The organism is Croceibacterium atlanticum (assembly GCF_001008165.2).
Taxonomy (GTDB): Bacteria; Pseudomonadota; Alphaproteobacteria; order Sphingomonadales; family Sphingomonadaceae; genus Croceibacterium_C; species Croceibacterium_C atlanticum.
Window position 1 is genome coordinate 2,948,801 of sequence record NZ_CP011452.2, and the last position, 23,181, is coordinate 2,971,981.

The 23,181-nt window shown below is 62.1% G+C and carries 25 protein-coding genes and 1 tRNA gene; 17 read left to right on the top strand and 9 right to left on the bottom strand.

Annotated elements, in window-relative coordinates; all coding sequences use genetic code 11:
* Nucleotides 1-173 precede the first annotated feature (173 nt).
* Nucleotides 174-1,754: a peptidase dimerization domain-containing protein gene (locus WYH_RS13905; RefSeq protein WP_046904309.1), complete on the top strand. Its 1,581-nt coding sequence runs from the start codon at nt 174-176 to the stop codon at nt 1,752-1,754.
* Nucleotides 1,755-1,928: 174 nt separating this feature from the next.
* Here WYH_RS13905 and WYH_RS13910 read toward each other — a convergent pair whose 3' ends face one another.
* Nucleotides 1,929-2,147 (bottom strand): DUF2171 domain-containing protein, encoded by a 219-nt coding sequence (locus tag WYH_RS13910; protein ID WP_046904310.1) that lies wholly within the window; start codon nt 2,145-2,147, stop codon nt 1,929-1,931.
* A 156-nt stretch (nt 2,148-2,303) separates the two neighbouring features.
* Between WYH_RS13910 and WYH_RS13915 the strand changes: the two genes are divergently transcribed.
* Both WYH_RS13915 and WYH_RS13920 read left to right on the top strand, forming a co-directional pair.
* Nucleotides 2,304-3,038, top strand: a complete 735-nt coding sequence (locus WYH_RS13915) for an energy transducer TonB (protein WP_046904311.1) — start codon at nt 2,304-2,306, stop codon at nt 3,036-3,038.
* A 57-nt stretch (nt 3,039-3,095) separates the two neighbouring features.
* Entirely contained in the window at nt 3,096-4,130 is a 1,035-nt protein-coding gene (locus WYH_RS13920; protein WP_046904312.1) for a mannose-1-phosphate guanylyltransferase, read from the top strand.
* Between the two features lie 20 nt (nt 4,131-4,150).
* Here WYH_RS13920 and WYH_RS13925 read toward each other — a convergent pair whose 3' ends face one another.
* Both WYH_RS13925 and WYH_RS13930 read right to left on the bottom strand, forming a co-directional pair.
* Entirely contained in the window at nt 4,151-6,730 is a 2,580-nt protein-coding gene (locus WYH_RS13925) for an HWE histidine kinase domain-containing protein (RefSeq protein WP_046904313.1), read from the bottom strand.
* A complete protein-coding gene (locus WYH_RS13930; protein WP_156320151.1) occupies nt 6,727-7,290 on the bottom strand; it encodes a biliverdin-producing heme oxygenase in 564 nt (187 codons plus the stop codon). The genes WYH_RS13925 and WYH_RS13930 overlap by 4 nt, the downstream gene beginning before the upstream one ends.
* A 163-nt stretch (nt 7,291-7,453) precedes the next feature.
* Here WYH_RS13930 and WYH_RS13935 point away from each other — a divergent pair, with 163 nt between their 5' ends.
* Nucleotides 7,454-7,894 carry a DUF2721 domain-containing protein gene (locus WYH_RS13935; protein ID WP_046904315.1) on the top strand — a complete coding sequence of 147 codons (441 nt, stop codon included), beginning with the start codon at nt 7,454-7,456 and terminating at the stop codon, nt 7,892-7,894.
* 20 nt (nt 7,895-7,914) lie between these two features.
* On the opposite strand, the gene WYH_RS13940 is transcribed toward WYH_RS13935, so the two are convergent.
* The 4 genes from WYH_RS13940 to WYH_RS13955 form a co-directional block, all read right to left on the bottom strand.
* Nucleotides 7,915-8,226 carry a polyhydroxyalkanoic acid system family protein gene (locus tag WYH_RS13940; protein ID WP_046904316.1) on the bottom strand — a complete coding sequence of 104 codons (312 nt, stop codon included), beginning with the start codon at nt 8,224-8,226 and terminating at the stop codon, nt 7,915-7,917.
* A complete protein-coding gene (locus WYH_RS13945) occupies nt 8,226-8,981 on the bottom strand; it encodes a hypothetical protein (protein WP_046904317.1) in 756 nt (251 codons plus the stop codon). Before WYH_RS13945 ends, WYH_RS13940 begins: the two co-directional genes overlap by 1 nt.
* Nucleotides 8,981-10,192 (bottom strand): toxic anion resistance protein, encoded by a 1,212-nt coding sequence (locus WYH_RS13950; protein ID WP_046904318.1) that lies wholly within the window; start codon nt 10,190-10,192, stop codon nt 8,981-8,983. Before WYH_RS13950 ends, WYH_RS13945 begins: the two co-directional genes overlap by 1 nt.
* A 205-nt stretch (nt 10,193-10,397) precedes the next feature.
* Nucleotides 10,398-12,125, bottom strand: a complete 1,728-nt coding sequence (locus WYH_RS13955) for a fatty acyl-AMP ligase (protein ID WP_046904319.1) — start codon at nt 12,123-12,125, stop codon at nt 10,398-10,400.
* A 131-nt stretch (nt 12,126-12,256) separates the two neighbouring features.
* Here WYH_RS13955 and WYH_RS13960 point away from each other — a divergent pair, with 131 nt between their 5' ends.
* Genes WYH_RS13960 through WYH_RS13975 form a run of 4 tightly spaced genes read left to right on the top strand, consistent with a single transcriptional unit; the run spans nt 12,257 to nt 14,350 of the window.
* Nucleotides 12,257-12,838, top strand: a complete 582-nt coding sequence (locus WYH_RS13960; protein WP_046904320.1) for a regulatory protein RecX — start codon at nt 12,257-12,259, stop codon at nt 12,836-12,838.
* Nucleotides 12,839-12,842: 4 nt separating this feature from the next.
* Nucleotides 12,843-13,331 (top strand): DUF192 domain-containing protein, encoded by a 489-nt coding sequence (locus tag WYH_RS13965; RefSeq protein ID WP_046905204.1) that lies wholly within the window; start codon nt 12,843-12,845, stop codon nt 13,329-13,331.
* 51 nt (nt 13,332-13,382) lie between these two features.
* On the top strand, nt 13,383-13,784 hold the full coding sequence (locus WYH_RS13970; protein ID WP_046904321.1) for an NADH:ubiquinone oxidoreductase subunit NDUFA12: 402 nt from the start codon (nt 13,383-13,385) through the stop codon (nt 13,782-13,784).
* Nucleotides 13,781-14,350, top strand: coding sequence for a DUF2155 domain-containing protein (locus tag WYH_RS13975; protein ID WP_244877928.1), 570 nt, complete (start codon nt 13,781-13,783; stop codon nt 14,348-14,350). The genes WYH_RS13970 and WYH_RS13975 overlap by 4 nt, the downstream gene beginning before the upstream one ends.
* On the opposite strand, the gene aat is transcribed toward WYH_RS13975, so the two are convergent.
* Nucleotides 14,266-14,967, bottom strand: a complete 702-nt coding sequence (aat, locus tag WYH_RS13980; RefSeq protein ID WP_046904322.1) for a leucyl/phenylalanyl-tRNA--protein transferase — start codon at nt 14,965-14,967, stop codon at nt 14,266-14,268. The two genes, WYH_RS13975 and aat, sit on opposite strands and share 85 nt — an antisense overlap.
* Before the next feature lie 78 nt (nt 14,968-15,045).
* On the opposite strand from aat, the gene WYH_RS13985 reads away from it, so the two are divergent.
* Nucleotides 15,046-15,121 (top strand) — tRNA-Trp (locus tag WYH_RS13985).
* Nucleotides 15,122-15,336: 215 nt separating this feature from the next.
* Nucleotides 15,337-15,486, top strand: coding sequence for a hypothetical protein (locus tag WYH_RS17020; RefSeq protein ID WP_169780800.1), 150 nt, complete (start codon nt 15,337-15,339; stop codon nt 15,484-15,486).
* 48 nt (nt 15,487-15,534) lie between these two features.
* Here the strand turns inward: WYH_RS17020 and WYH_RS13990 are convergent, their stop codons facing one another.
* Nucleotides 15,535-17,079, bottom strand: a complete 1,545-nt coding sequence (locus WYH_RS13990) for an alanine/glycine:cation symporter family protein (RefSeq protein WP_046904323.1) — start codon at nt 17,077-17,079, stop codon at nt 15,535-15,537.
* 262 nt (nt 17,080-17,341) lie between these two features.
* On the opposite strand from WYH_RS13990, the gene secE reads away from it, so the two are divergent.
* From secE to WYH_RS14025, 7 genes are all read left to right on the top strand, one after another.
* The gene (gene secE / locus WYH_RS13995; protein WP_046904324.1) at nt 17,342-17,536 is read left to right on the top strand and encodes a preprotein translocase subunit SecE; all 195 of its coding nucleotides are present in this window, start codon (nt 17,342-17,344) and stop codon (nt 17,534-17,536) included.
* A 34-nt stretch (nt 17,537-17,570) separates the two neighbouring features.
* On the top strand, nt 17,571-18,107 hold the full coding sequence (nusG, locus tag WYH_RS14000; RefSeq protein WP_046904325.1) for a transcription termination/antitermination protein NusG: 537 nt from the start codon (nt 17,571-17,573) through the stop codon (nt 18,105-18,107).
* Between the two features lie 295 nt (nt 18,108-18,402).
* Complete coding sequence (locus WYH_RS14005; RefSeq protein WP_053833596.1) at nt 18,403-18,600, top strand: hypothetical protein; 198 nt, start codon at nt 18,403-18,405, stop codon at nt 18,598-18,600.
* A 27-nt stretch (nt 18,601-18,627) separates the two neighbouring features.
* Entirely contained in the window at nt 18,628-18,936 is a 309-nt protein-coding gene (locus tag WYH_RS14010; protein WP_280513198.1) for a Csu type fimbrial protein, read from the top strand.
* Between the two features lie 11 nt (nt 18,937-18,947).
* A complete protein-coding gene (locus tag WYH_RS14015; protein ID WP_169780801.1) occupies nt 18,948-19,664 on the top strand; it encodes a fimbrial biogenesis chaperone in 717 nt (238 codons plus the stop codon).
* An 87-nt stretch (nt 19,665-19,751) separates the two neighbouring features.
* A complete protein-coding gene (locus tag WYH_RS14020) occupies nt 19,752-22,157 on the top strand; it encodes a fimbria/pilus outer membrane usher protein (protein WP_046904326.1) in 2,406 nt (801 codons plus the stop codon).
* A complete protein-coding gene (locus tag WYH_RS14025; RefSeq protein ID WP_082348011.1) occupies nt 22,148-23,077 on the top strand; it encodes a Csu type fimbrial protein in 930 nt (309 codons plus the stop codon). Before WYH_RS14020 ends, WYH_RS14025 begins: the two co-directional genes overlap by 10 nt.
* The last annotated feature ends 104 nt before the right edge of the window (nt 23,078-23,181 follow it).

Consider the following 23,181-nt stretch of genomic DNA (forward strand, 5'->3'; position numbering starts at 1 on the left):
GTATGTTTCTTCCCCGGAGAAGGGTGGCAGGCACCTCGCACGCCACCCTTTTTCACACCCGCCGGCGATGCGCCTGCCTGCAGTTGCGGCAAGCCTGGCAGGATCATCTCTCAACTCAACCACCGGATGGCTGAATATCAGCTGGATTCCACTCACCTTCCAAGGGGCAAAAGATGCGCAAGTTCGGAAACGGGGCTCTCACGGCTGTAGCGGCGATTGCGATGCTGGGGGCTGCGCCGACCCGGGCGGAAGCGCCTGCTGCCTATAAGGAGGCCGCCGCATCAGGGGTCGATGCCCGCGCCAAGCTGGTCCAGGAGATGGTCGATTCCATCTTCAGCTTTGCGGAACCCGGTTTCCAGGAATTCAGGACGCAGGAATATGTCACCGCCATTCTGGAAGAGAACGGCTTCACCATCGAAAAGGGCGTGGCCGGCATTCCGTCTGCCTGGACGGCGACCTGGAGCAATGGCGAAGGCCCGAAGATCGCGCTGGGCAGCGATGTGGACGGTCTGCTCGGCCTGAGCCAGAAGCCCGGCGTGGCAGAGATCACGCCGCTGGTAAAAGGCGCGCCCGGGCATGGAGAGGGCCATAATTCCGGCATTCCCGCCATGGTTGCCGCGGCGCTGGCCGTGAAGGACGTGATGGAAGCGGAAGGCATTACCGGCACGTTGATGATCTGGCCGGGCATTGCCGAGGAATTGCTGGCGACCAAGGCATATTACGTTCGGGAAGGCATTTTCGACGGGTTCGATGCCTGCATCTTCGCCCATGTCAGCCCGGCATTCGGCACTGCCTATGGCCAGAGTCAGAGCACCGGCATGGTTTCCGTCGAATATACGTTCCAGGGCAAGACTTCGCACGGTGCCGGTGCCCCATGGGCAGGGCGCAGTGCGCTGGATGGCGTGGAGCTTATGGACGTGGCCTGGAATTTCCGCCGCGAACATCTGCCGCTGACCCAGCGTTCGCATTATGTGATCACCAATGGCGGCGGCCAGCCAAATATCGTGCCGGGCGAAGCATCGGTCTGGTATTATTTCCGCGACGTGTCTTTTGACGGCATCCGTACATTGTTTGAAACCGGCAATACGATTGCCGAGGCGGCAGCGGAAATGACCGGCACGACCATGACGCGCCGGACGCTGGGCTATGCCGCGCCGCAATGGCCGAACAAGCCGATCGCCGAAGCCGCCTATAAGAACATCCAGGCCGTTGGGATGCCGGAATGGTCGGCCGAGGATCAGGCCTTCGTGCGCCGCCTTCAGGAAGCGAATAATCGCGAATTGATGCCGCTGGCAACGGAAGTCGCCCCCCTCGGCGTGCCGAGTGGCAATCCGCCCATGGGCGGCCCTTCGGATGATGTGGGTGACATTATGTGGACCCTGCCGACCATCACGATCGGCTATCCCTCCCAGGCACCCAATGTGATCTTTCACAATGTGCTGGCCGCGATGGCCATGGCCACGCCCATTGCCCACAAGGGCGCCGTTGCGGGTGCCAAGGCGGTGGCGATGACGACACTTGATCTGCTGACCACGCCGGAACTTCTGGCGGAGGCGAAGAAGTACCAGCAGGAAGTGCAGTTCGCGGAACAGAGTTACGATCCGCTGATCACGGCGGAGGATCAGCCCGCGATCGACCTGAATGCCGAGATCATGCGGGAATTGCGCCCGCAGATGGAAGAATATTATTACGATCCGGCCAGATATGACAGCTATCTGGACCAGTTGGGCATTTCCTATCCTGAAGGTGAATAGGAACGAGATCAGAGGGTCCGGCGCCTCCTGCCGCGATGGTGGGAGGGGCGGGGCCCACCCTGGCGCGCCAGAGGCAACCAGCCGGATTTCCATGAAAAGGCCCTGGCGCGCGGAGGGGGCTAGCGCGGCCAGGGCCCAATTCTCCTGCCATGTGGCGGAGATATTCGTCGGCGGTCACACGCCGACCGGGATCTGCGTCCCTTGCTTCAGATAGATGCGGTTATCGGCAATCTTCTCTACCGCTTCGAGCGGGAGGTAGTGGTGCATGTGGTCATTGCTGTCCGTGCGGGTCAGCTTGATGCGTTCATCTTCCACATCGTCGACCGTCCCGACATGCTGCCCACTGGCGTCGGCAATTTCCATATGTTCCTTGATGCGTAGCTTCTCGAACATGAAGAAACTCCTTTCTATTTAATTACTTATGTCTAACCAACGGGTGGATGGCAGGCCCGTTCCTCGTCTCGCCGCGCATGGGCCACGCCTCGCTGGAGAACCGGCCGGACGCTCAAACGTTGTCCTGGCGAACCGATTGCGGGCAAGGTGCCGGACATGGTGGAAACAGGGGAAAAGACGGCTCGCTTCCATCGGCCGCGCTGGGGCACGCTGGCCCTGGTTGTTTTGTTCCACCTCGTGGCTCTTGCCGGCCTGGTGCGCGCCTTCGCGCCTGACCTGACCTCCACCGCGATAGAGAAAGCGACTTCATTCGTCAGCGTGACCGTGCGCACCCGCCCGCCGCCGGAACCGGAAGTGACGCCCAGCCCGGATCCCGAACCGCAACCCGAACAGGGCGCCGCAGCGGAGCAGGCGCAGGAGGCGATTGCGCGGGAAGTCGTCGCCCCCGAAGCCCCTATTCCGCGTCCCAGCTCGGCGCCGCGTGCTTCCTCGACCGGAAATGCCAATCTGGCAGGGGCAGGATCGGAAGGTGCAGGAACGGGCGCCGGAGGAGAGGGCGAGGGCACGGGATCGGGCCGGGCAGGCAGCGGGCAGGGCGGTCTGCCGGTAACGAAGCCGGTGAAGATTGCCGGCGATATCAATGATGCACGCGATTATCCCGTCCCGGAAGGCGGACGGGACGAAAGGCGCGGGCATGAGGTCATCGTCTATATGACGGTCGGCAAGGACGGGCGCGCGCGGGATTGCCGTGTCGTCAAACCGAGCCCCGACCCCGTAGCCGATCGCATCACCTGCGAGCTGGCGGAGGAGCGTTTCCGTTTCCGCCCTGCCCGCGATGCAGAAGGCAATCCGGTAGAGTCCACTTATGGCTGGCGGCAGCGCTGGTTTTGATGACTTGATAGGTTTTGGCGGTTAGAAAACGCGGCACTTCAGGAGAAAAGGCGGGCGATGACAACGATCCATCCGGTTGTGTTGTGCGGCGGGGCCGGGACCAGGCTCTGGCCCCGCAGCCGAAAAACTGCACCCAAACCATTTTTGCCACTAATTGGCGAGAAGACCCTGTTCGAAGCCACGCTGGATCGCTGTTCGGACCGTGATCTGTTCGCGCCGCCCATCATCGTGACCGGAGCGATGCATTTGTCATATGTGGAGGAACAATCCGCTGCCGTCGCGGGCACGCAGGTGATTGTCGAACCGGATGCGCGCAATACGGCGGCGGCCATTGCGCTGGCCGCGGCGCGGCTGCCGGAAGATGCGCTTATGCTGGTCTGCCCCAGCGATCACTATATCGGAAAGAAGGATGCTTTCCTGGCGGCGATCCGTTCCGCCGCCGAACTGGCGAGCGAGGACTGGCTGGTTTCCTTCGGCATCACCGCAACTTCACCGGAAACAGGTTTTGGCTATATCCTTCGCGGCGAGCCAGTGGGGGCGGGTTTCCGTATCGAAAGTTTCGTGGAAAAGCCTGACCAGGCCACCGCCGAACAATTCCTGGCCAACGGCAATTACAGCTGGAATGGCGGAATCTTTCTCTTCCGTGCCGGCTTCCTGATGCAGGAACTGGAAAAATATCGTCCCGATATCGCCTCTGCCGTGTCCGAGGCCGTGGCCGGAGGGCATGAAGAAGGCGCCCAGTTCCACCCTGATGCCGAGGCATTCGCCCGTATCAAGGGGGAATCCATCGACTATGCCGTGATGGAAAATACCGATCGCGCGGCTGTCGTGCCGGTATCAATGGGGTGGTCCGATATCGGCAACTGGCAGGCCTTGCGCGATGCGCGCGAAGGCGATGAAGGCGGCAACCGGACACGCGGACCCGTGGAAATCGTCGATTGCCGCAATGTGCTCGCGGAAACTGACGGGCCGCGCATTTCCATCATCGGCCTGGAAAATATCGCCGTGGTAGTGGACGGTAATGAGGTTCTGGTGACGACGATGGAGGGGGCCCAGAAGGTCGGCAAGCTGAGCGGAGCCAGCAACCAGTAGGAACCTGGCAGGGGGCACGTTCAGCCCCCGGATTCGGCTTCCGCCTTCTCCAGCAGGCTCTTCAGATCTTCGGACGTATAGGGTTTCATCATCACGCCATTCGCCTTGGAATCCGACAGGATTTCCACTGCATCGCCATAGCCGGTAACGAACCAGAACGGGATGCCGGCCTTCGCCAGTCGTTCGGCCACAGGCTCGCTCGATTCCTCGCCCAGATTGAAGTCCAGCAAGGCCAGGTCCGGCGGATCCTTGTCGATTGCGGCCATGGCCTGTTCGACAGAGCTGGCGACCGTCACTTTCCTGACGCCCAGCCCCTTCAGAATATCCTCCGCGTCCAGGGCGATGATGATGCTGTCTTCCACCAGCAGGACATTATCGCGCGCGCCCTTCGCGGCATGGTTCGCGCTCCCCAGCTTGCGTTCCGCAAATATTTCGGCGGGGTCCTTGCCCCGCGCCTCGGGCACGTCCCGGACAAAGCGACCGGGGATGATGAAATCGGCTTCCACGCCCTTCAGCTTGTACCGGATATCCGCCTCGCCATGCAGTTCGAATGGGATAGACCTGGTGATTATGGTGCTGCCGAATCCCTGCCTGGTCGGCGCCTTGACGGGCGGCCCGCCGCGTTCTCGCCAGGAAATTACGAGTTCGCCGCTGTCATCGACCTTGGCTTCGATTTCCAGCCTTCCGCTGCGATCGCACAGGCAGCCATATTTGACCGAATTGGTCATCATCTCGTGCAGCACCAGGGCCAGAACCGTATAGGCTTCAGGCGTCACGAGCACGTCCGCGCCCTTCACGATCACGCGGTCTGTCTTGCCGCTCAGATAGGCTTCCGCCTCTGCTTCGATCAGGCTGTGCAGTGATGCGGGCGCCCATTGTTCGCGGGTGATATTGTCATGGGCCATGGCCAAGGCGCGGATCCGGCCGCTGACCAGTTCGGCAAAGCCTTCGATATCGCTTGCTTCCGGGCGGGACTGGCTGACGAGGCTGCGGATCAGCGTCAGTATGTTCCGCACGCGGTGATTCAGTTCCGCGATCAGCAGGTCCTGCTGTTGCTGCGCCCGCGACCTTTCGCGGATGGCATCGTCGGTTATGCGCAGGATCACTTCCAGTAATGTGACCCGCAGATTTTCGGCAATGGCCAGTTCTTCCGGCGTCCAGGGCGCGCTGCGGCCGCGGACGGATTCCTGCCACGCCTCAAAGCTCTTGCGCGGTGTCAGGCGCGACCCGTTGGGGCCATATTCGACGGGTTTTTCCGGATTGCCGCCCCAGGTTACGACTTGCGGCAATTCGCGCCGCCACAGGATCACGTAATCGCGCGGTCTGCGCGATACGGGCACGATCAGAGCCCCCGCGGCGCAATCGGCAAAGGCGGCGGCCTTGGGCAGGAGATCGGCAATCGTGTCCGAACAGATGATCTGCCCGGTGGACATTTCATTGAGTTGCGGCAGCAATGCCCGGAATTCCGCCTCGTTCGGGGCCTCGCCGCGCGTCTCATATTCGCCATCGATGATCACGCTCGATCCATCATGGCTGATAACTTCGCGCATGATGCCGTCTATCGTGGCGAGATTTTCGACCAGCGAGATTCCGCCCGCCATGCGGCTCATCAGCCGGTCATGCAATTCGCGCCCGCGTTCGCGCAGGTGGCGGCCGGCATTGGCCTGTTCCAGTTCCAGTTGCAGGGCGAAAAGCTGGGCGAACAATTCCGCCACGGTGCGCAGGGAATAGGGCAGCACGCGCGGCGAATAATGATGGCAGGCGAACAGGCCCCACAATTTGCCGTCGATCACCACGGAGATCGACAGCGAGGCGCGCACGCCCATATTTTGCAGATATTCGATATGGATCGGCGAAACAGCGCGTAGCGTGCTGAGCGACAGGTCAATCGGCTCACCACCCTTGCGGGTCGGCGGTTCGATCGGGATTTGCCGTCCGTTCACATCGCTGATGATCCGGAACAGGTTGCGGACATAAAGCCGCCGCGCCTGCTGCGGAATATCCGTCTTGGGATAGCGCAGATTGAGGAATCTCTCGAGATGCGGTTCACGCTCTTCGGCCACGACTTCGCCGCTTTCATCCGCGTGAAAGCGATAGACCATCACCCGGTCGAAGCCGAGCAACGCCTTCATCTCCTGCGCGGCCTGCCTGCACAATTCCTCTATGCCCCTGGCCTTTTTCAGCCGGTCCATGATCGGGCGTATCGCGCTGGTATGTTGTTGCAGGCTGTCCGCGTCGGTCGGTTCCACCTCGATAATGGTCAGCGGGCCGCTGCGATGCATGGCAAGGTCGAAATGCTGGTCTGCGCCCAGCAGATCGACCCCGAACATGCGTTGCACTTCCGCGTCTTCCAGGTGGTTTTCCAGCCGTGACTGCAACAGGGCAATCGCCTTGTCGGTGAATATCCGGGCCAGCGGCGTTCCGGGTTGCGGGGCTTGTTCCAGCTGGAGCAATTCGCCGGCATTGGCAGAGCAGTGTTGCACCAGCCAGTTTTCGTCCAGCGCAAGCAGGGCCCCGAAATCCTGGATCTTCCCAAGTTGATGGATCGGTTCGCGGTCGCAATTGGTCAGAGTGACGGTTTCGTCCTGAGTTTTTTTCATGCCGCGAGGCGATCCTGTTCGGCCTGTGCCGCTTCGGCGAAACAGGCAAAGACAGCCCGCGCTGCCATGCTCGCGGCATTTACCTGCGCGGGATCGGCTGCCTGTTCGATCGTGGGGCGCAGCCTGTTCCAGAACCCGGTCATCGCATCATCGGACAGGAAACGGGTGGCTGCGGTGGATGCGCCGGCCTTGCGCATGCGGGTGAGGATTGCGCGATTGCCCATCTGCGATCCGGCCAGTGCCCAGGCCATGCCCAGCGGATCTGCGCCATCCGGCATGTGGAAATTGCGCCGGGGGACTGAAAACGGTTCCCCCAGTTCTGCCAGGTCTTCCAGCAGCAAGGGAACCATGGGCGGGGGGCGAGTGGTGTCCGGGCAATGGCGCAAGGCCCAGCGTTCAATCGGCGCCCGTGCCGATAGCTGCATGGTCAGGAACTGCCGGTAATGTGTTGTGCTGCACAGATCGAGGCGGGAAACCATGCGGTCCAGCCGGTCATGTTCTTCGGCGCATGCCCGCTTCAGAGAAGCGCGCAGATTTCGCTCCGCCCGAATGTCGTCCAATTGCCGGAGTCCCCCGTCGCGTATCCAGCGGGAAGGGGCATTGTCGCCACGGACCGCTTGATAGTTGCAATCATCAATAGATAAGTTGCAGTAATGGTTGGCAATGGGTCCGGTTCCCGGAAATGCCTGAAACACAGCCCGCCTTTCACAGGGGAATGCGTTCATGATCGCGCAGACAATTCAGCTGGCCCTGGCCCCGGTCTTCATGCTGGTGGCCATCGGCAATATCATGAACATATTGTCCACCCGGCTGGGCCGTGTGGTGGACCGGTCACGCGTGCTGCAACAACTCCATGCGGAAACATCGGGCGTTGAACATGATGCGGTGGTGCGGGAAATGCGCATGGTCGCAAGGCGCATCCGCATCATCAGCCAGGCAATCTTGCTGCTGGTTGCCAGCGGCCTGACGGTGGGCATCGTCGTTGCCCTGCTGTTCGTGGAAGAACTGGCCGATCTTGATCTGCAACTGGTCGTGGCGGGCGCCTTCACAATTGCTATCGGCCTGTTGATGATCGCGCTGGTCCTGTTCATCCGCGAAACCAGACAGGCGACCGAGGCGCTACAGATTCCCGAGACTTATCTGGAGCTTGAACGCAAGCTCTAGTTTGGTGGAGCTTTGCCTTTTCAGCCCGCTCTGGGCGGTTCTATCAGCTTGTCGCCCTGCTGGCGCACCGCACTTTCGATTATAGGCTGGAGGAAACCCAGCGCCGGCGGCAGATCGAACACCACCACCACGCGGCTTTCCTCCACGTCGATATGGCCAATAATGCTCTGCCCGATGGCGCTGATGGTCATCGCCATGCGGTCTTCGCTCGGCCAGTCAGTCGCCACAGTGGCCATGCCGCCGGGAATGTGATCGGCGATTTCGTGGCTGTTCGCTTTCAGGCGTCGGCGGACTTCGGCCCGTTCCAGCGCATGTGGAATGGCGACTTCCATCAATCGTCCTTTTCTGCGGGCTGCATCGCCTCGCCATATTTATATTCAAGATAGCGTGTGCGCACGGCCAGATCATCGATCGCCCCGCTGGCGAGCTGCCGCGTCACACGGTCGATTTCGCCGCTGATCTTGCCCAGGCTTTCCACGAATTGTTCGTCCGGCGATCCGCCGGCGCCTTTCTCCTCCCGCAGGTTGCGCGGGATCTTGCGATAGGTGTCCACCGTCTGCGGCAGATATTCGCCCACCAGCTTGCGCGTTTCCACGGCGGCTGGATGTTCGCGGTCGATACCTTCCAGTTGCAGGCCGAGTTCGTCCAGCTGGACGCCGATCTTGTCAACCAGGTTGACGGCTGGCGGGGGGAGGGCGGGGCGCTGATGTTCAAGCCATAATTCGGTGCGCGCGACGAGCTGCTTCGCATCCTGCGTGCGGGCCAGGTCTTCGCGCTTGGGCGTCTTCACCTTCGGGAATCTGGAAAAGATGAAGATCGCGGCCATAATGGCCAGGAATGTGATCATCACCCCGGTGAAGCCGATCCCGTCCAGCACGATGCCCGCCGCGCCGGCCGCCACGACAATCGCGAACAGCGCCGCGGCAATGAACTTCGCCCGCTTCATCAGATTGCTGCGACGGATCCGGGCGGAACCCTTGCCAATCGATGCGCTGTTGCGGTGCCGCCCGCCCGACTGGTTATCGCGCACCAGTGCCCGCCCTTCGGACAGCAGGCGGTCGCTCTGATTGGTGAGGTCTGCCGCCATCAGCTGTCGAGACTCAGCAGCGAGGGTTCATTCGCGGCGATATTGGCCTGGGCCTGCGCCTGACCTTCGGCTCGCGCGATATAGCCCTTGGACTTTTCCACTTCGACCGAAAGCGTGTCGACCGTCTGCTTCATGGAATCCAGCGCCTTCAGCTTGAACGTATCGATATTGTCCATCGTGTCATAGATGTTCTGGAAGGCGCGCTGCAGCGTTTCCAGCGGGATGGTGCTGGACGCAGCCTGTTCGTGAATCTTGCCGGTCTGGTCGGCCAGCATGGTGCTGGTGGAATCGATGATGCCGGCAGTGGTGTCGTTCAGGGCGGTGATCTGCTGCAATACCAGCCGCTGATTGGTCATCGCCTCGGCCACGGTCACGGCGGTGCGCAAGGCGCCCACCGTTGTGGTGCTGGCGCGGTCCACGCCCTTCACCAGTTCGACATTGTTCTTCTTGACCAGGTCCAGCGCCAGATAGCCCTGCACGCTGACTGCCATCTGGGTCAGCAGATCCTGCGTGCGCTGGCGGACATAGAACAGCGCCGTTTCGCGCACCGCCTTGGCCTTGGCCGGATCAGTGGCATCCAGTTCCGCCGCCTTGTCTTCCAGCCTTGCGTCCAGCGATTTGGAAATATGGATCATCTGTTCCAGATTGCCCATGGATTCCCACAATTTCTGCCGTTCGACATCGATCGCGGCATTGTCCATCAGCAATTCGTCCTTGCCATTGGCAAGGTTGGACAGGATCGACTGGATGTGGGTCTGCGCGCTTTGATAGCTGCGGAAATATTCGGTCAGCCTGTTGCCGAAGGGGATGATGCCCAGGATCTTGCGCGTGCCGGTCAGCTTGCCGCGCTTGCCGGGATCGAGATCTTCCACCACCCGGCGCAGTTCGGCCAGATTGGCGCCAACGCCTTCATCCTTGTCCATCGCGCGGACTGGCCGATCGAGGAAGCGGTTGGACATGCCGGCCGCCTGCTGGATCTCCTTGCGGCCCATATTGGTGATCTGGTCCACCTTCTTGCCGAAATCGGGTGAATTGGCGTCCAGCGCAACCAGTTCGGCCACGAAGTCTTCCACCTTCGCATCCAGCCGGGATTTCTTTTCCTCACTCACCGGAACAAGCCCGGCGGCCTTTTCGGCCGTTACCGTGGGGACCGGTTCGGGCGGTGTCAGCTCAAGATCGGCCTTGGTCGCGGTTTCGGTGCTTGTCGCCATGTCTGCTAATGACCCCTTCCGGAACTATCCCACTGTATTAGGTCTGCAAGACACGTATTTCAAGCATAGCGGTGCCTCGCCCTGCGGCATGGTAGCGCGCTTTTCCGGGTGAGGCGACAACGGATGGCGTGCGCGCGCAAGCGCGCCGGGGCCCGAAGGCACCGGCGGCACATGGCATTTGCGATCTGGCTTGTTTCTGCCGGACTCAGGCCGCCAGCTTCAGCGGTTCGATCTCACCCGAAAGATACAGCTTCTTCGCCTTGGCGCGGCTGAGCTTGCCGGAACTGGTGCGCGGCAGGCTGCGCGGCGGGACCAGTTCGACAACGCAGTGCATGCCGGTGATGGAACGCACCTTGTCACGGATCGTGTCGCGCAGCTTCACGCGTTCATCCGGGTCGGACACGCGGCAATGGACCAGCACGGCCGGCGCTTCCTCGCCATTTTCCATCTCGACCGAGAAGGCGGCGATGTCGCCATGGTTGAAGCCCGGCAATTGTTCCACCGCCCATTCGATATCTTGCGGCCAGTGGTTCTTGCCGTTGATGATGATCATGTCCTTCGCGCGGCCGACGATGAACAGATAGCCATCGGCCATATAGCCCATGTCGCCCGTATCCAGCCAGCCATCGACCAGGCATTCCTGCGTCGCTTCGGGATTGCGGAAATAGGAATGCATGACGCTGGGGCCACGGCACCAGACCTTGCCGATCTGGTGGTCCTTGCGCGTCTTGCCGTTTTCGCCGCGGATTTCGACATCCATATCGGGCAGCGGCTTCCCGCAATTGACGATCGCGCGATAGCGGGCCGGGCGCGACAGGTCGCGGCGCGAACCGGAAAGGCGCTCTTCCTCCACCAGTTCCACCCGGATTCCTTCGCCCGGCGGCATCACGGTGACGGCCAGCGTCGCTTCGGCCAGGCCATAGCTGGGGGTGAAGGCATTTGCCTGGAAGCCTGCCGGGGCAAAGGCATTGACGAAATTCTGCATCACGTCGGGCCGGATCATGTCCGCGCCATTGCCGGCCAGCCGCCAGCGGGACAGGTCGAACCGTTCGGCGACATTGGACTGGCTGGAAATGCGCCGCGCGCAGATGTCATAGCCGAAGGTGGGTGAATAGGAGAGCGTCGTCCCCTTGTTGCGGCTGATCAGGTCCAGCCAGGCCAGCGGACGGCGCGCGAAATGTTCGGTGCGCAAATAATCGACCGACACCTGATTGGCGATCAGGGACAGGAAGCAGCCGACCAGCCCCATATCGTGATACCAGGGCAGCCAGCTCGCCACGCGGTCATTCATGCCGATATTCATCGACGTCGCGTGACCATAGAGATTGTGCAGCAGGGCGCGGTGAGTCACGGCCACCCCGGTCGGGAAACGCGTGGATCCGCTGGAATATTGCAGATAGCAGATATCGTCAGGCTCGGCCTCGGGCAGCTCCATCTCGGGCGCCTCGCGCCCGGCAAAACTTTCCCAATCGGCCGCTTCGCAGCCCTGGCGCTGCGCCGCGGCGCCGGCCATTTCGGAAATCTCCGCCGGATAGAGCAGGATCTTCGGATCGCAGCTCTGCAATTGCACGGCCAATTGCTCGATATAGTTTTCCTTGCCGCCAAAGGTCGTCGGCAAAGGCAATGGCACCGGCCACGCGCCGGCGAACACCGTGCCGCAGAACAGCGCCGCGAAATCGGGCCCCGTTTCGGCGATCAGCGCCACCCGGTCGCCCTTGGCGACACCGGATGCGATCAGGCGGCGGGCCATCTGCACGGCGTCGTCACGCATCTCGCTATAGGGATATACGCGCGTCAGCGTGCCGCGCATGTCGTGGAAATTCATGCCCTTCTGGCTTTCGGCCGCGTAATGGATCGCTTCGTTGAACGTAGCGAAATCGGCGCGGCGGCGCGGCAGAGGGCAATCATTCGGCGTGGGAATCAGGTCGGTCATATATTCTGTTGGCAACCCATCAATTTCGCGCTTTAAAGGCGCTCCCCCAAACTAAATGGCGGCGTCGATAATCATACCGACCCCGCGATAATCTTTCCCATTTGTCAACGACTGTGGCACGATTATGGCCAATGGGAGGCGATGAACAACCATGTAAGCGGCGCCGGGCAAAGCCCAAACCGCTCGACGAGGCCCGCCTGCAGGAGCTGGCGCTCGCCTATATGGCGCGTTTCGCCACTACCACGTCGAAACTTGAACGCTACCTGTATCGTAAATTGCGTGAACGCGGATGGGATGGGGAAAATGAACCCGACCTGCCCGCCATGGTCAGCCGCTATGCCGAACTCGGCTATGTTGATGACGAGGCTTTCGCCCGCGCCAAAAGCGGCAGCCTGCTGCGTCGGGGCTACGGCCCGCGCCGGGTCAACCAGGCGCTGGGCGAGGCGGGAGTGGGCGAATCCATCCGCGAGGACATGCGCCCGGACGAAGCGCAGGAACGCCATGCCGCGCTGGCCATGGCGCGCAAGCGCGGCTTCGGACCCTTTGGCCGCGCCGGCGGGGCGATCGATCCCGCCCGCCGTGAAAAGCAGATTGCGGCGATGATGCGGGCGGGGCACAGGCTCGACAATGCGCTGCAAATAATTGATGCGCGCAGCGCGGAGGTGGCGGAGGAATGGGCCGCCGAAGCGGATGAAGACGAATATGAGGCCTGATTCCATGCGAATGCCATTTGTTGCCGCGCTGCTTCCCATGGCGCTGATCCTGCCGGCCTGTTCGCCGCAGGCGGCGGAGAATTCGCCGGCGCCGGTGGCTGAAATCGCCACCCATCCCGTGTCCGGGCTGGAAGTCGTCCCGCTCACCGTGACATCCGGCGGCAAGACGCATGAATTCCGGGTCGAAATGGCCCGTTCGGCACAAGCCCAGGCGCAAGGCCTTATGTATCGCGAGGAAATGGGCCCCGATGAAGGGATGCTGTTTCCCTATGCCCAGCCGCGCATTCTCAGCTTCTGGATGAAGAACACCCCGCTTCCGCTGGACCTGATCTTCGTCGGGCCGGACGGAAAGGTGATCAACATCATCGCCAATGCCGAACCCTTTTCGGAGAAGCAGCTCCTGTCCGATGCGCCTGCTTCCGCCGTGCTGGAACTGATCGGCGGGCGCGCGGCGGAACTGGGCATTGTGCCCGGCGACGAAGTGAAGTGGTGAGGGCGCACAGAAGCTTGCACCGGATCGCCACTTCCGGCTAACGCGCTGCTCATGGGAATCCTCTCGAAGATCTTCACCTGGTGGGACGGTGCGACCGTCGGCACCTCGCTGTTCAGCTCCATGAATGGCGAACATGTGGGCACGGACGCCCAGGGCAACAAATATTACCGCTCCACCAAGCGGAAGACGGCGACTGGCCTCGATCAGCGCTGGGTCATCTATGATGGCGCCAACGATGCCAGCCGCGTGCCTGCCGAATGGCATGGCTGGCTGCATCATTCCTATGATGAACTGCCTGAAAGCCATCTGTCGCCGCCGCGGATCTGGGAAGTGGATTACTCCCCCAATGCCACGGGTACGCCCGGCGCCTATCGCCCGGCCGGCGCGCTGGAGCGTGGGGGCAAGCGCGCCCGCGCCACGGGCGATTACGAATCCTGGACGCCGGAGGGGTGATTCGCCCTGCCAGACGCGCGTGGGCCGGACGTGCTCGGGCCGGACGCGCCTGGCTTGCGGCCGGGGCGGCGCTGGTTCTGCTGGGCGGCTGCGAAAGAGGTGCGCCAGAGCCGGAGCCGGATAGTACCGAGATTCCGGAAGAGCTGGCCGCACAGGATGGCCCTGCCACCTCCTATGACAGCGGCATCGGCACGCCGATGGAAGAGCGTGTGGCCACTCTCGGCCTGCTCAACAAACGCAACAATCTGACGCAGGATGTCGAACTGAAGCCCGGCGAATCGCGCCGCGTGGGCAATGTGATCATTCGCTTGTCAGCCTGCGAGCGGACGCTTCCCTGGGAGGATCCGCCTGAAACCGGCGCCTTCGTGCAGGTTCTGGTGCAGGACCGGCCCGATGCCGATTCGGACGCGGTATGGCGCCGGATCTTTTCTGGCTGGCTGTTCAAGAACTCCCCCAGCCTCAATGTGGTGGAACACCCGGTTTACGATGTCTGGGTCAAGGATTGCGCGATGAGCTTCCCGGGTGAGGAGGAAGCGGGCGCTGCCTCTTCCAGCAATTCGGAATAGGCCTGGGGCAGGGTCAACCGGCTGTCGGCGCTGATCGCCCGGGTCAGCATTTCCAGATATCGTTCACGGCTGATATCCACCGCGCCCAGAGAGGCGAGATGTTCGGTCATGAACTGGCAGTCCAGGATGCGGAATCCGGCACGGCGCATCAGCACGACCAGCCAGGCCAGCGCGACCTTCGAGGCATTGGGCCGACGGCTGAACATGCTTTCACCGCAGAAGACCCGTTCGAAAGAAACGCCATAGAGGCCGCCAACCAGCTCGCCGTCCTGCCAGCATTCGATCGAATGGGCGTGGCCATTGTCGTGCAGGGCGCGGTAGCTGGCAGAGATCACATGGCTGATCCAGGTTTCGGGATGGCCGGGCCGGGGCGCGGCGCAGGCATCGATCACCGCGCCGAAGGCCTTGTCGCAAGTGACCTGGAACCGTTCCTGCCGGATCAGCTTGGCCAGCGACCGCGAACAGCGGAAACCATCCAGCGGGAGAATCGCCCTCTCGCGCGGTTCGACCCAGTAGAGTTCCTCGTCCTCCCTGCTGTCGGACATGGGAAAAATTCCGCTGCGATAGGCGGTAAGCAGCAATTCGGACGGTATGATTCTCTGCGCCGGGGCGTGCATTGTGCAAAGCTAGCAGAAGCTTTGCCGCTCGTCGCTTGCCAAGCGCGGCTGCGGCGTATAGAGGCGCTTTCCGCCTGCAGGAGTGTAGCTCAGTTGGTAGAGCATCGGTCTCCAAAACCGAGGGCCGCGGGTTCGAATCCTGCCACTCCTGCCATTTCCTTCCCGCCGCAATCTGACGATGATGCGGCCGGAAGGCGCGGAAAAGCTTTCCTTCCAGAATAATCCGGCCTGCGGGAACTCCGGCGGGCTTTCCCGAATTTGATCCCTCCAGGCGATTTTTCGCATGGCAAAACGGCTTGCGGCCGGGAACCATTGCGGCCAGCCGTTCATTGTCAGCGATGAACTGTTATTTCGAAAGGAGGAGTGACGATGTCGAGCTTCAGCTTTCGCAGCAGCCGTCCTGACAGCTGGACCATGCCGCGCCCGCATCGCGATGCCAGCCTGCGTCTGATGACGCATGGCCCCATCCGGCCAATGGAAGAACCGGGTTTCCTGGCGCGCCTTTTTGCGCGCCCCTGAAACCCGGTTCCTCGATATTTGCAGCGATGAACGCCCCGGGGGCGCTGGTCAGTATTCTTCCGGCTCTTCCGGGGTTTCGCGGTGGTGGTCAGGCCCGGCCTTGCGCTCCCCACGGGCCAGCTTGAACACCACGCCCGACAGCAGCAGCAGCGCCAGAAGGTTGGGCAGCGCCATCGAGGCGTTGGAGATATCGCCCAGGCGCCACACCAGTTCGGACGGCTGCATCGCGCCGAAGAAGATGGCAACACACCACAGCACGCGCCAGCCGAAGTGCAGCATCTTTTCGCCCCGGCGGGTGGAGCCGGGCACGCGGTCATAGATGAAGGTGATCGCGCGTTCGCCGTAATAGGACCATGTCAGCATGGTCGTGAAGACGAACAGGATCAGCGCGACGCTGGCGATCAGCGTGCCGATGGGGATGCCCGCCAGCGCGAAGGGGAAAGCCGCCGCAAAGGCGCCCGAAGTGGTCACGAAGCCCGACAATTGTGTGGTGCCGAGGTCCGACTGCCAGACATGGCGCACCTGTTCCACCGAACCATCGGCCAGCGTGTGCGTGAAATTGCCTTCCACGGTCAAGATGACCAGCGCGGTCATCGTGCAGATCACGAGTGTGTCGATGAAGGTGCCGAGCATGGCCATGCGGCCCTGCTGTTCCGGATCGTCGGTCTGTGCCACGGCATGTGCGATCGGGGTCGAACCCTGGCCGCTCTCGTTGGAGAACAGGCCACGCGCCACGCCTGCGCGCAGCGCGATGATGATCGCCGCGCCCGCGAATCCGCCGCTTGCGCTCTGGAAGCTGAAGGCGCCGCCGAAGATGCGGCCGAAGGTTTCGGGCAGGTCGGCGAAGTTGATGACCACCGCGATGAAGGCCATCGCGATGTAGAGCGCGGCCATGAAGGGCACGACCTTTTCCGCCACGCTGCCGATCGACTTGATCCCGCCGATAATGACGACGAACACCGCCAGCGCCACGATCAGCCCGCCCAGCCAGCGTTCCCAGCCGAACAGTTCGGTCAGCCCGCTGGCGACCTCGTTGGCCTGGATCGAATTGCCGGTGACGAGGGCGGAGAACAGCGTGCCGATGCAGAACACGATGGCAAGCCAGGTCCATTTCGGCCCCAGCCCCAGCATGATGTAGCTCATCGGGCCGCCGCGATAGACGCCGTCACTCGTGCGTTCGCGGTAGCGGATGGCGAGCGAGCCTTCGGCAAAGGCGAGAGCCATGCCGAACAGGGCGGTGACCCACATCCAGAAGATCGCGCCCGGCCCGCCCAGCGCGATGGCGGTGGCCACACCGGCAAGATTGCCCGTGCCCACCTGGCCCGAAAGCGCGGTGGAAAGCGCGGCGAAGGGCGAGATCTCGCCGGCGCCCGCACCCTTGCGCCCCTTGAACAGCCCGGCGAAGGCGCTGCCCAGCTTCACGATCGGATAGAATCGCAGGCCGACCATGATCCACAGGCCGATGCCCAGCAGGATGATGGTCATGGGGGGGAAGGGCAGAACCTCCTGGCCTCCCCAGGTTCCCACCCAGATGAAATCCGAGACATTCGTCACATGATCGATCAATGTTGCCGATTGTTGTTCTGCCGCCACCCGAAGGCCCCCTTGATTTTGCACCCGTTTGTAAACCCAAAACTAGTCACAAGCCTGCAACGAAACCAGCCCCCAAAATCGGCAATCCTTGATGGATTCCGCAACTTCTGTGCACTCTACTTGCTATCTGACGGAGCAATCGCTAAATCGCTGGCGTCTTCCGACATCGGAGCATTGAAGCCCCTCCCGGTCTCGACCGGGGCGGCGATGATCCTATGGCGGAAAAGGAAACGTCAATTGCAAGTGCAAGGTCGGTGACGAAATGGCCAAGGTCAGCCCCGGTGAATTCATCCGCCAGGTTCGCAGCGAAGCATCCAAGGTCGTGTGGCCGAGCCGTGAGGAAACGGTTCGCACCGCGATCTTCGTGGCGATCATGATGGTGATCCTGTCGGTCTTTTTCCTCGGCATCGACACATTGTTCAGCTTTATCGTGCAGTGGCTGCTGTCGCTGGTCTGACGCGCGGCACTCGGAAATACACGGAAAGAGATACATGGCTCGCTGGTACATCATCCACGCCTATTCCGGCTTCGAGAACAAGGTCCGCGATTCGATCATCGCCGAGGCTGAACGGCTCGGCCTGTCCGAAGGCGTTGAAGAGGTCGAAGTGCCGACCGAGACCATTACCGAGGTCAAGCGCGGCAAGAAGGTTCAGGTCGAACGCAAGTTCATGCCGGGCTATGTCCTGGCCAAGCTCAACCTGACGGACGACGTCTATCACCTCGTCAAGAACACTCCGAAGGTTACGGGCTTTCTCGGTTCGGGCAACAAGCCTCAGCCGATTTCCGAAAAGGAAGCTGCCCGTTATTTCGGCGGAGTGGAAGAAGCGAAGGCTGCCCCGAAGAAGCAGGTTTCCGTCGATTACGAGATCGGCGATCAGGTCAAGGTGCTGGAAGGCCCCTTCGCCAGCTTCAACGGCGTGGTGGAAGAGCTGGATTTCGACAAGTCCAAGGTCAAGGTCAGCGTTTCCATCTTTGGCCGCGCGACCCCGGTCGAACTGGACTTCGAACAGGTCGAACTGGTCAAGTAGACCGCCCGCTTGCAAGCGTGAAATCCTTCCCATTTGCAGGGCAGGGCTTCACGCCTGGCGGGGCGGAGGCGCACTCTATCCAGACGCGGCTGCCAGGCATCATTCCCGGTGTCGGTCGCGATTATGGCGAGGCGCCTGTTTGGCCATGATCGCAGGGTAACCTGCGGTGAATGTTAACAACTTGCTAACTGGCAGTCTGGCGCACTCCCTGTGTCCCGTGGCTCGAATGCCGCGATGATCACACCTCCGGTTTACCGGGGCTCCAGTCCGAACAGGATGGAGAGGGAGAGGCTTCATGACGCGCAAATTTTCATTATTTTCCGCTCTTTCTGCTCTTCTTGCCGTCGTTCCCGTCGGGGCGGCGCAGGCACAGGTGCAAGGCACCGCCACCGGCAGCCTGGAAGTTCTGCTTCGCGTTACCGAAGCGTGCGAAGTCAATGGCTCCGCCTCGGGCGGAACCGGTGAGGCTACGCTGGACTTCGGCGAGACATAGCTTCTGACATCCAGTGTTGATGGGGAAATCGGCGTCGGGGGTTCCGGCGGCATCGAGGTGCGCTGCAATCCCGGCGTTGCATATACGGTCGATTTCGGCCCTGGCGAGAACGCCACCGATGTCAGCGCCCGGGCCATGGCCGGGCCGACGGGCAGCGCCGAGGTCCCGTATCAGCTTTATTCCGATGCAGCGCGCAGCGTGGTCCTCACCCAGGTCAGCGACACGGGCAACGGCGCGTTTCAGAGCATCCCGATCTACGGAAGGGTTCCTGCGATCAGCCCCGCGCCGACGCCGGGTTCATACCGCGACGTTGTGACCGTTACGGTCACGTTCTGATGGAGGCTCGCATGTATATTCGTTCGCTTCTTGCCGCATGTGCCATGTTCGCGGCCAGCAGTGCCGCCTCGGCGCAGACATCGCTCCGCGTGCAGCCGGTCACGGTCGAAGTGCTGCACCCGTCGCAGGCAACGTCGGTATCACTGCAAAATACCGGAACTTCGCCGGTTTCGCTTCAATTGCGGATTTTCGAATGGACCCAGTCTGCGGATGGTTCGGACTCGATCCGCCCAACCGATGAAGTGGTTGTCAGCCCTCCGGCAGCCACGATTCCGGGCAATTCGACCTACACTATTCGCGTGGCGCGCACCGCCGGCGCAGTGGAAGGGGGCGAACGGAGTTACCGGCTGTGGATCGACGAGATTCCCATCACCGCCGATACGACGGACGACAATGCGGCAGTGGATGTCCGCCTGCGTTACGACATGCCCGTATTCTTCGGGGATCCCGCCGCGGAGTCGAATCTCGAATGGACGGCCTATCGTTCTGACGGAACCCTCGTCGTCGAAGCATCCAATCGCGGCACCCGACATGCACGGGTCGTGGGGATGAGTCTGGGCGATGTCACCATCGGCAAGGGACTGATGGGCTATGTCCTCCCCGGTTCCACGCGCCGCTGGGTGTCGCCGGCCGGTGCCGAGCTTCCGCCGGCCGGTACCGAGGCGACACTCGTGACGGAAGTTGGCAAGGTTGAAGTCCGCAAACCTCTCAAGATTGCGAACCGCTAGAGTCCTTGTAGCTTGCCCGGACCGCTTCGGGCGATCACGAGGCAGCTGGCGGCGGCCAAGGCAGGGCGGCATTGATCGTCAGTCATTATGACGGTGCATGGCCGCCTCTGCCTGCTTGCCGCGACAGCGGCGTGTCTGGCGGCACCGGCTCCGCCCGCCGGGGCACAGGATGTCGCAGTGGCGGAACAGGTTCAGCTCATCCTTGACGTAAGGCTGAACGGAGTACGCTCTCCGCTGCTCTGGCAGTTCGTCCTGCTTCCCGATAGCACGCTGGCGACCAGCACCAGAAGGCTCGGCCTGCTGGGATTCGACGTGCGCGGCCTGCCGCCGGAAGCTGAAATCGTGCGCCTCGATGACCTTCCCGGCATCCGCTACCGCTATGTCGAGGCCCGCCAGATGGTCGAGATCGATGCGAGCGATGATGCGCTGGTGCCGGTCGTGCTGGATTCTGCATCCAGACCCGCCCCGATCGATCCTGACAAGCTTGTCCGGAATCTCGGGGCGGTCCTCAATTACGGCCTCTATACCGATATCGGGCAGCATGGGTTGAGCGCTGTCGGGCAATATAATCTGCGTCTGCTGACCTGGCACGGCGTTGGTGAGACAAACGGCTATGCCACCTGGGTGAATGGGCGCGCGCGCAAGAATTTATCGCATGTGCGGCTGGATACACGCTGGCGCTATGTCGATGTGCGTCGCACCGCCGTTCTGACGATCGGGGATTCGATCGCGGATCCCGGCACGCTTGGCAATGCATACCGCTTCGCCGGAATCCAGCTGCGCCGCGATTTTGGCCGCCGCAGCGATCTGGTGACGAATGTATTGCCGGTCCTTTCCGGATCGGCGGCCGTGCCATCGACCCTGGACTTGTATATCAACGGCCTGCGATACTTCACTGGTGAAGTCGGCCGCGGACCATTCCAGTTCCGGTCCTTGCCCAATATCGGCGGCGGGGCGACTGCCAGAATGGTCCTGACCGATGCGACCGGGCGAGAAACCGAGATCAGCAAGCCGCTCTTCTTCGTGGAGGGGGTGCTGCCCAGGGGGATGCTGGATTTCTCGATGGAGATCGGCTTTCCGCGTGTGAACTATGGTGTGGATTCCTTCGATTATTACGGCAAGATCACCGGATCGGGAATGATCCGATATGGCGTGACGGACGGGTTCACCCTGCGCGCCTACGCCGAAAGCATGCCGGGCCTGAGCAGCGGAACCGTGGGAGGCACGGCACGGCTGGGCAGTATCGGTTCCCTCTCCGTGGCGCTGGCCGGCAGCCATTTTGAAGGGGATTTCGGTGTGCGCTACCAGGTGGACGGTCACGTTACGCTGGGCGGGGTCGATCTCTATGCTTCTGTGAATCGTGCAGACACCGATTTTCAGAATATCGTGACTGTCACCTCTATCCGGAAGGCGGCGAGGCCGCCGGTCCTGGATCTTCCCTCGGGTCCGGTGGTGGGGCCGATTGACGAACCTGTCCAGATCGCGTTTTCACGGCGCACCCAGCGGGTGGCCGCCAGCTTCACCCTTGCCCGGACCGGGGTCAATCTGGGCTTCACCAATGCCCAGCTCCCCGAACAGAAGATCCGCATGGTCAATATGGCGCTGAGCCGCCCCCTCGGTCGGCGCGTCGCGGCCTGGGCGAACAGCTACCGGGATTTCGGCAGCCGCAAGGATTATGGCGTGATCGCCGGGATCAGCATCACCTTGGGCAAGCATGGCTGGGGCAGCAGCAATTTCTCGCATCGTCGCGATCACGCCATGGTGTCGACGCGTGTCACCCATGCGAGGAACGAGGGGCATGGCAGCGTGGGCTGGAGCGTCGTGAACAATCAGCAGCTTTCGGGCGACCGACCCGGTATTCGCGCGGCCAACATGACTTACAATGCGCATCACACGATATTGGGGGCGGGTATCGAACAGTCCGGCGATCGCGTCACCGGACATGCATCCGTCGAAGGTGCGGTGGTCGCGATGGGCGGGCTGTATTTCGCCCCGCGCATCGGCAGCAGTTTCGCGGTGGTGAAGGGCGCAGGTGCCAATACGCCGGTGAAGGTCAATACGCGCGAGATGACACATACGGACCGCAATGGCCGCGCGCTTGTGCCGGATCTGCGCTCGCTTGCGGTGAACCGTGTGGCAATCGACCCGACCAATCTCCCCGTGGATGTCAGGGCGCAGCGGACCGAAGTCGAGGTAATTCCCGATGATCGGGCGGGGGCGATCATAGATTTCGGCGTAGCTCCCGAGGCCGCAGCGGTTCTGGTGCTCGTTGATGCTGACGGTCAACCGCTTCCGCTCGGTTCGCTCGCCACGCTCGAGGGCGGAACCGAAGAAGCCGTGATCGGCTATGACGGGCGCACCTATGTGACCGGGCTTGCTGCCCGTAATCGCCTTGTCGTGCAGCGCGGCGGGGCCCCTGATTGCAGCGTCGAATTCGATTTCGCACCTGTTCCGGGGCGCCAGGTAACGATCGGACCCCTCACATGCCGCTAACCCGGTTCCGCGCTGCAATATTGGCGCTGCTGCTTGGCGCGCTCTTCCTGCTGTGGCCGGAGCGGGCGGCGGCGAATGTGGTGTGCTCGCTCGCCAGCCATCCGGTCACTCTCGCTTTCGGCACTTCCATGGTCGGGAGCGGCGAAGTCCGCTATACCTGCCGCAATTACGATCCGCGCCCGCGAAGCTTCACGATCTGCACGGCCCCGGGTACGCCAAGCTTTCCTGGAACCATCCAGCAACCGGTGATGATCAGCGGCAACAACCGGCAGAACTTCAACATCTATTCCGATTCCGCTGCGACAGTTCCCTGGACTTCTGCCAATCCGATCAACCGGGCGGTGACCGTGGCCGCCGGAGGCACGGCCACTGGCAGCCTTCCCTTCTACGGCAGGATAGCATCCGGCCAGCTCTCGACCGTGGGCAATTACCAGGCGTTTTTCTTCAACGTGGTGCTCGGTTTCCTGTCGCCCACCGGGCAGGGTTGCCAGCCGGTGCAGTCCGATCTGAATGGGCTGGATTTCACGCTGTTCGTGACCGCTTCCGTAACAGAAGCCTGTTCGCTGGGCACCACCGAGGCAGTCGATTTCGGCACACCCGCCGGTCTTTGGACCCGTGCGGACGCGGCCGGAGCGGTGCAGGTTTCGTGCCCCGGCGGCGTTCGCTGGTCGCTGGGTTTCGGCGCGGGTATGCATGCCGTCGGCGGGGAACGGCGTATGCAGAGCGGGGAAGGCAATTATGTTCCCTATCGCCTCTATCGCGATGCAGCGCGATCGATGCCGATTGGCGTTGATGAAGCGATCGTCGGTTCCGGCAATGGTGCGGTCCAGTCCGTCCCTGTCTATGGCCGTGTCGATCTGGTCCGGCCGCCCCCGGTGGGGAATTATTCCGACAGGATCATCGTCGTGCTCAGTTTCTGAATGGCCGCAATGGCGTTCCGCCGGGCATCCATGCTTGCGTTTTGGCGCAGAAACGCTATGTGCCCGCGTTCCCAGCGACAGTTCGGGAATCCGTGCGGGAGAGA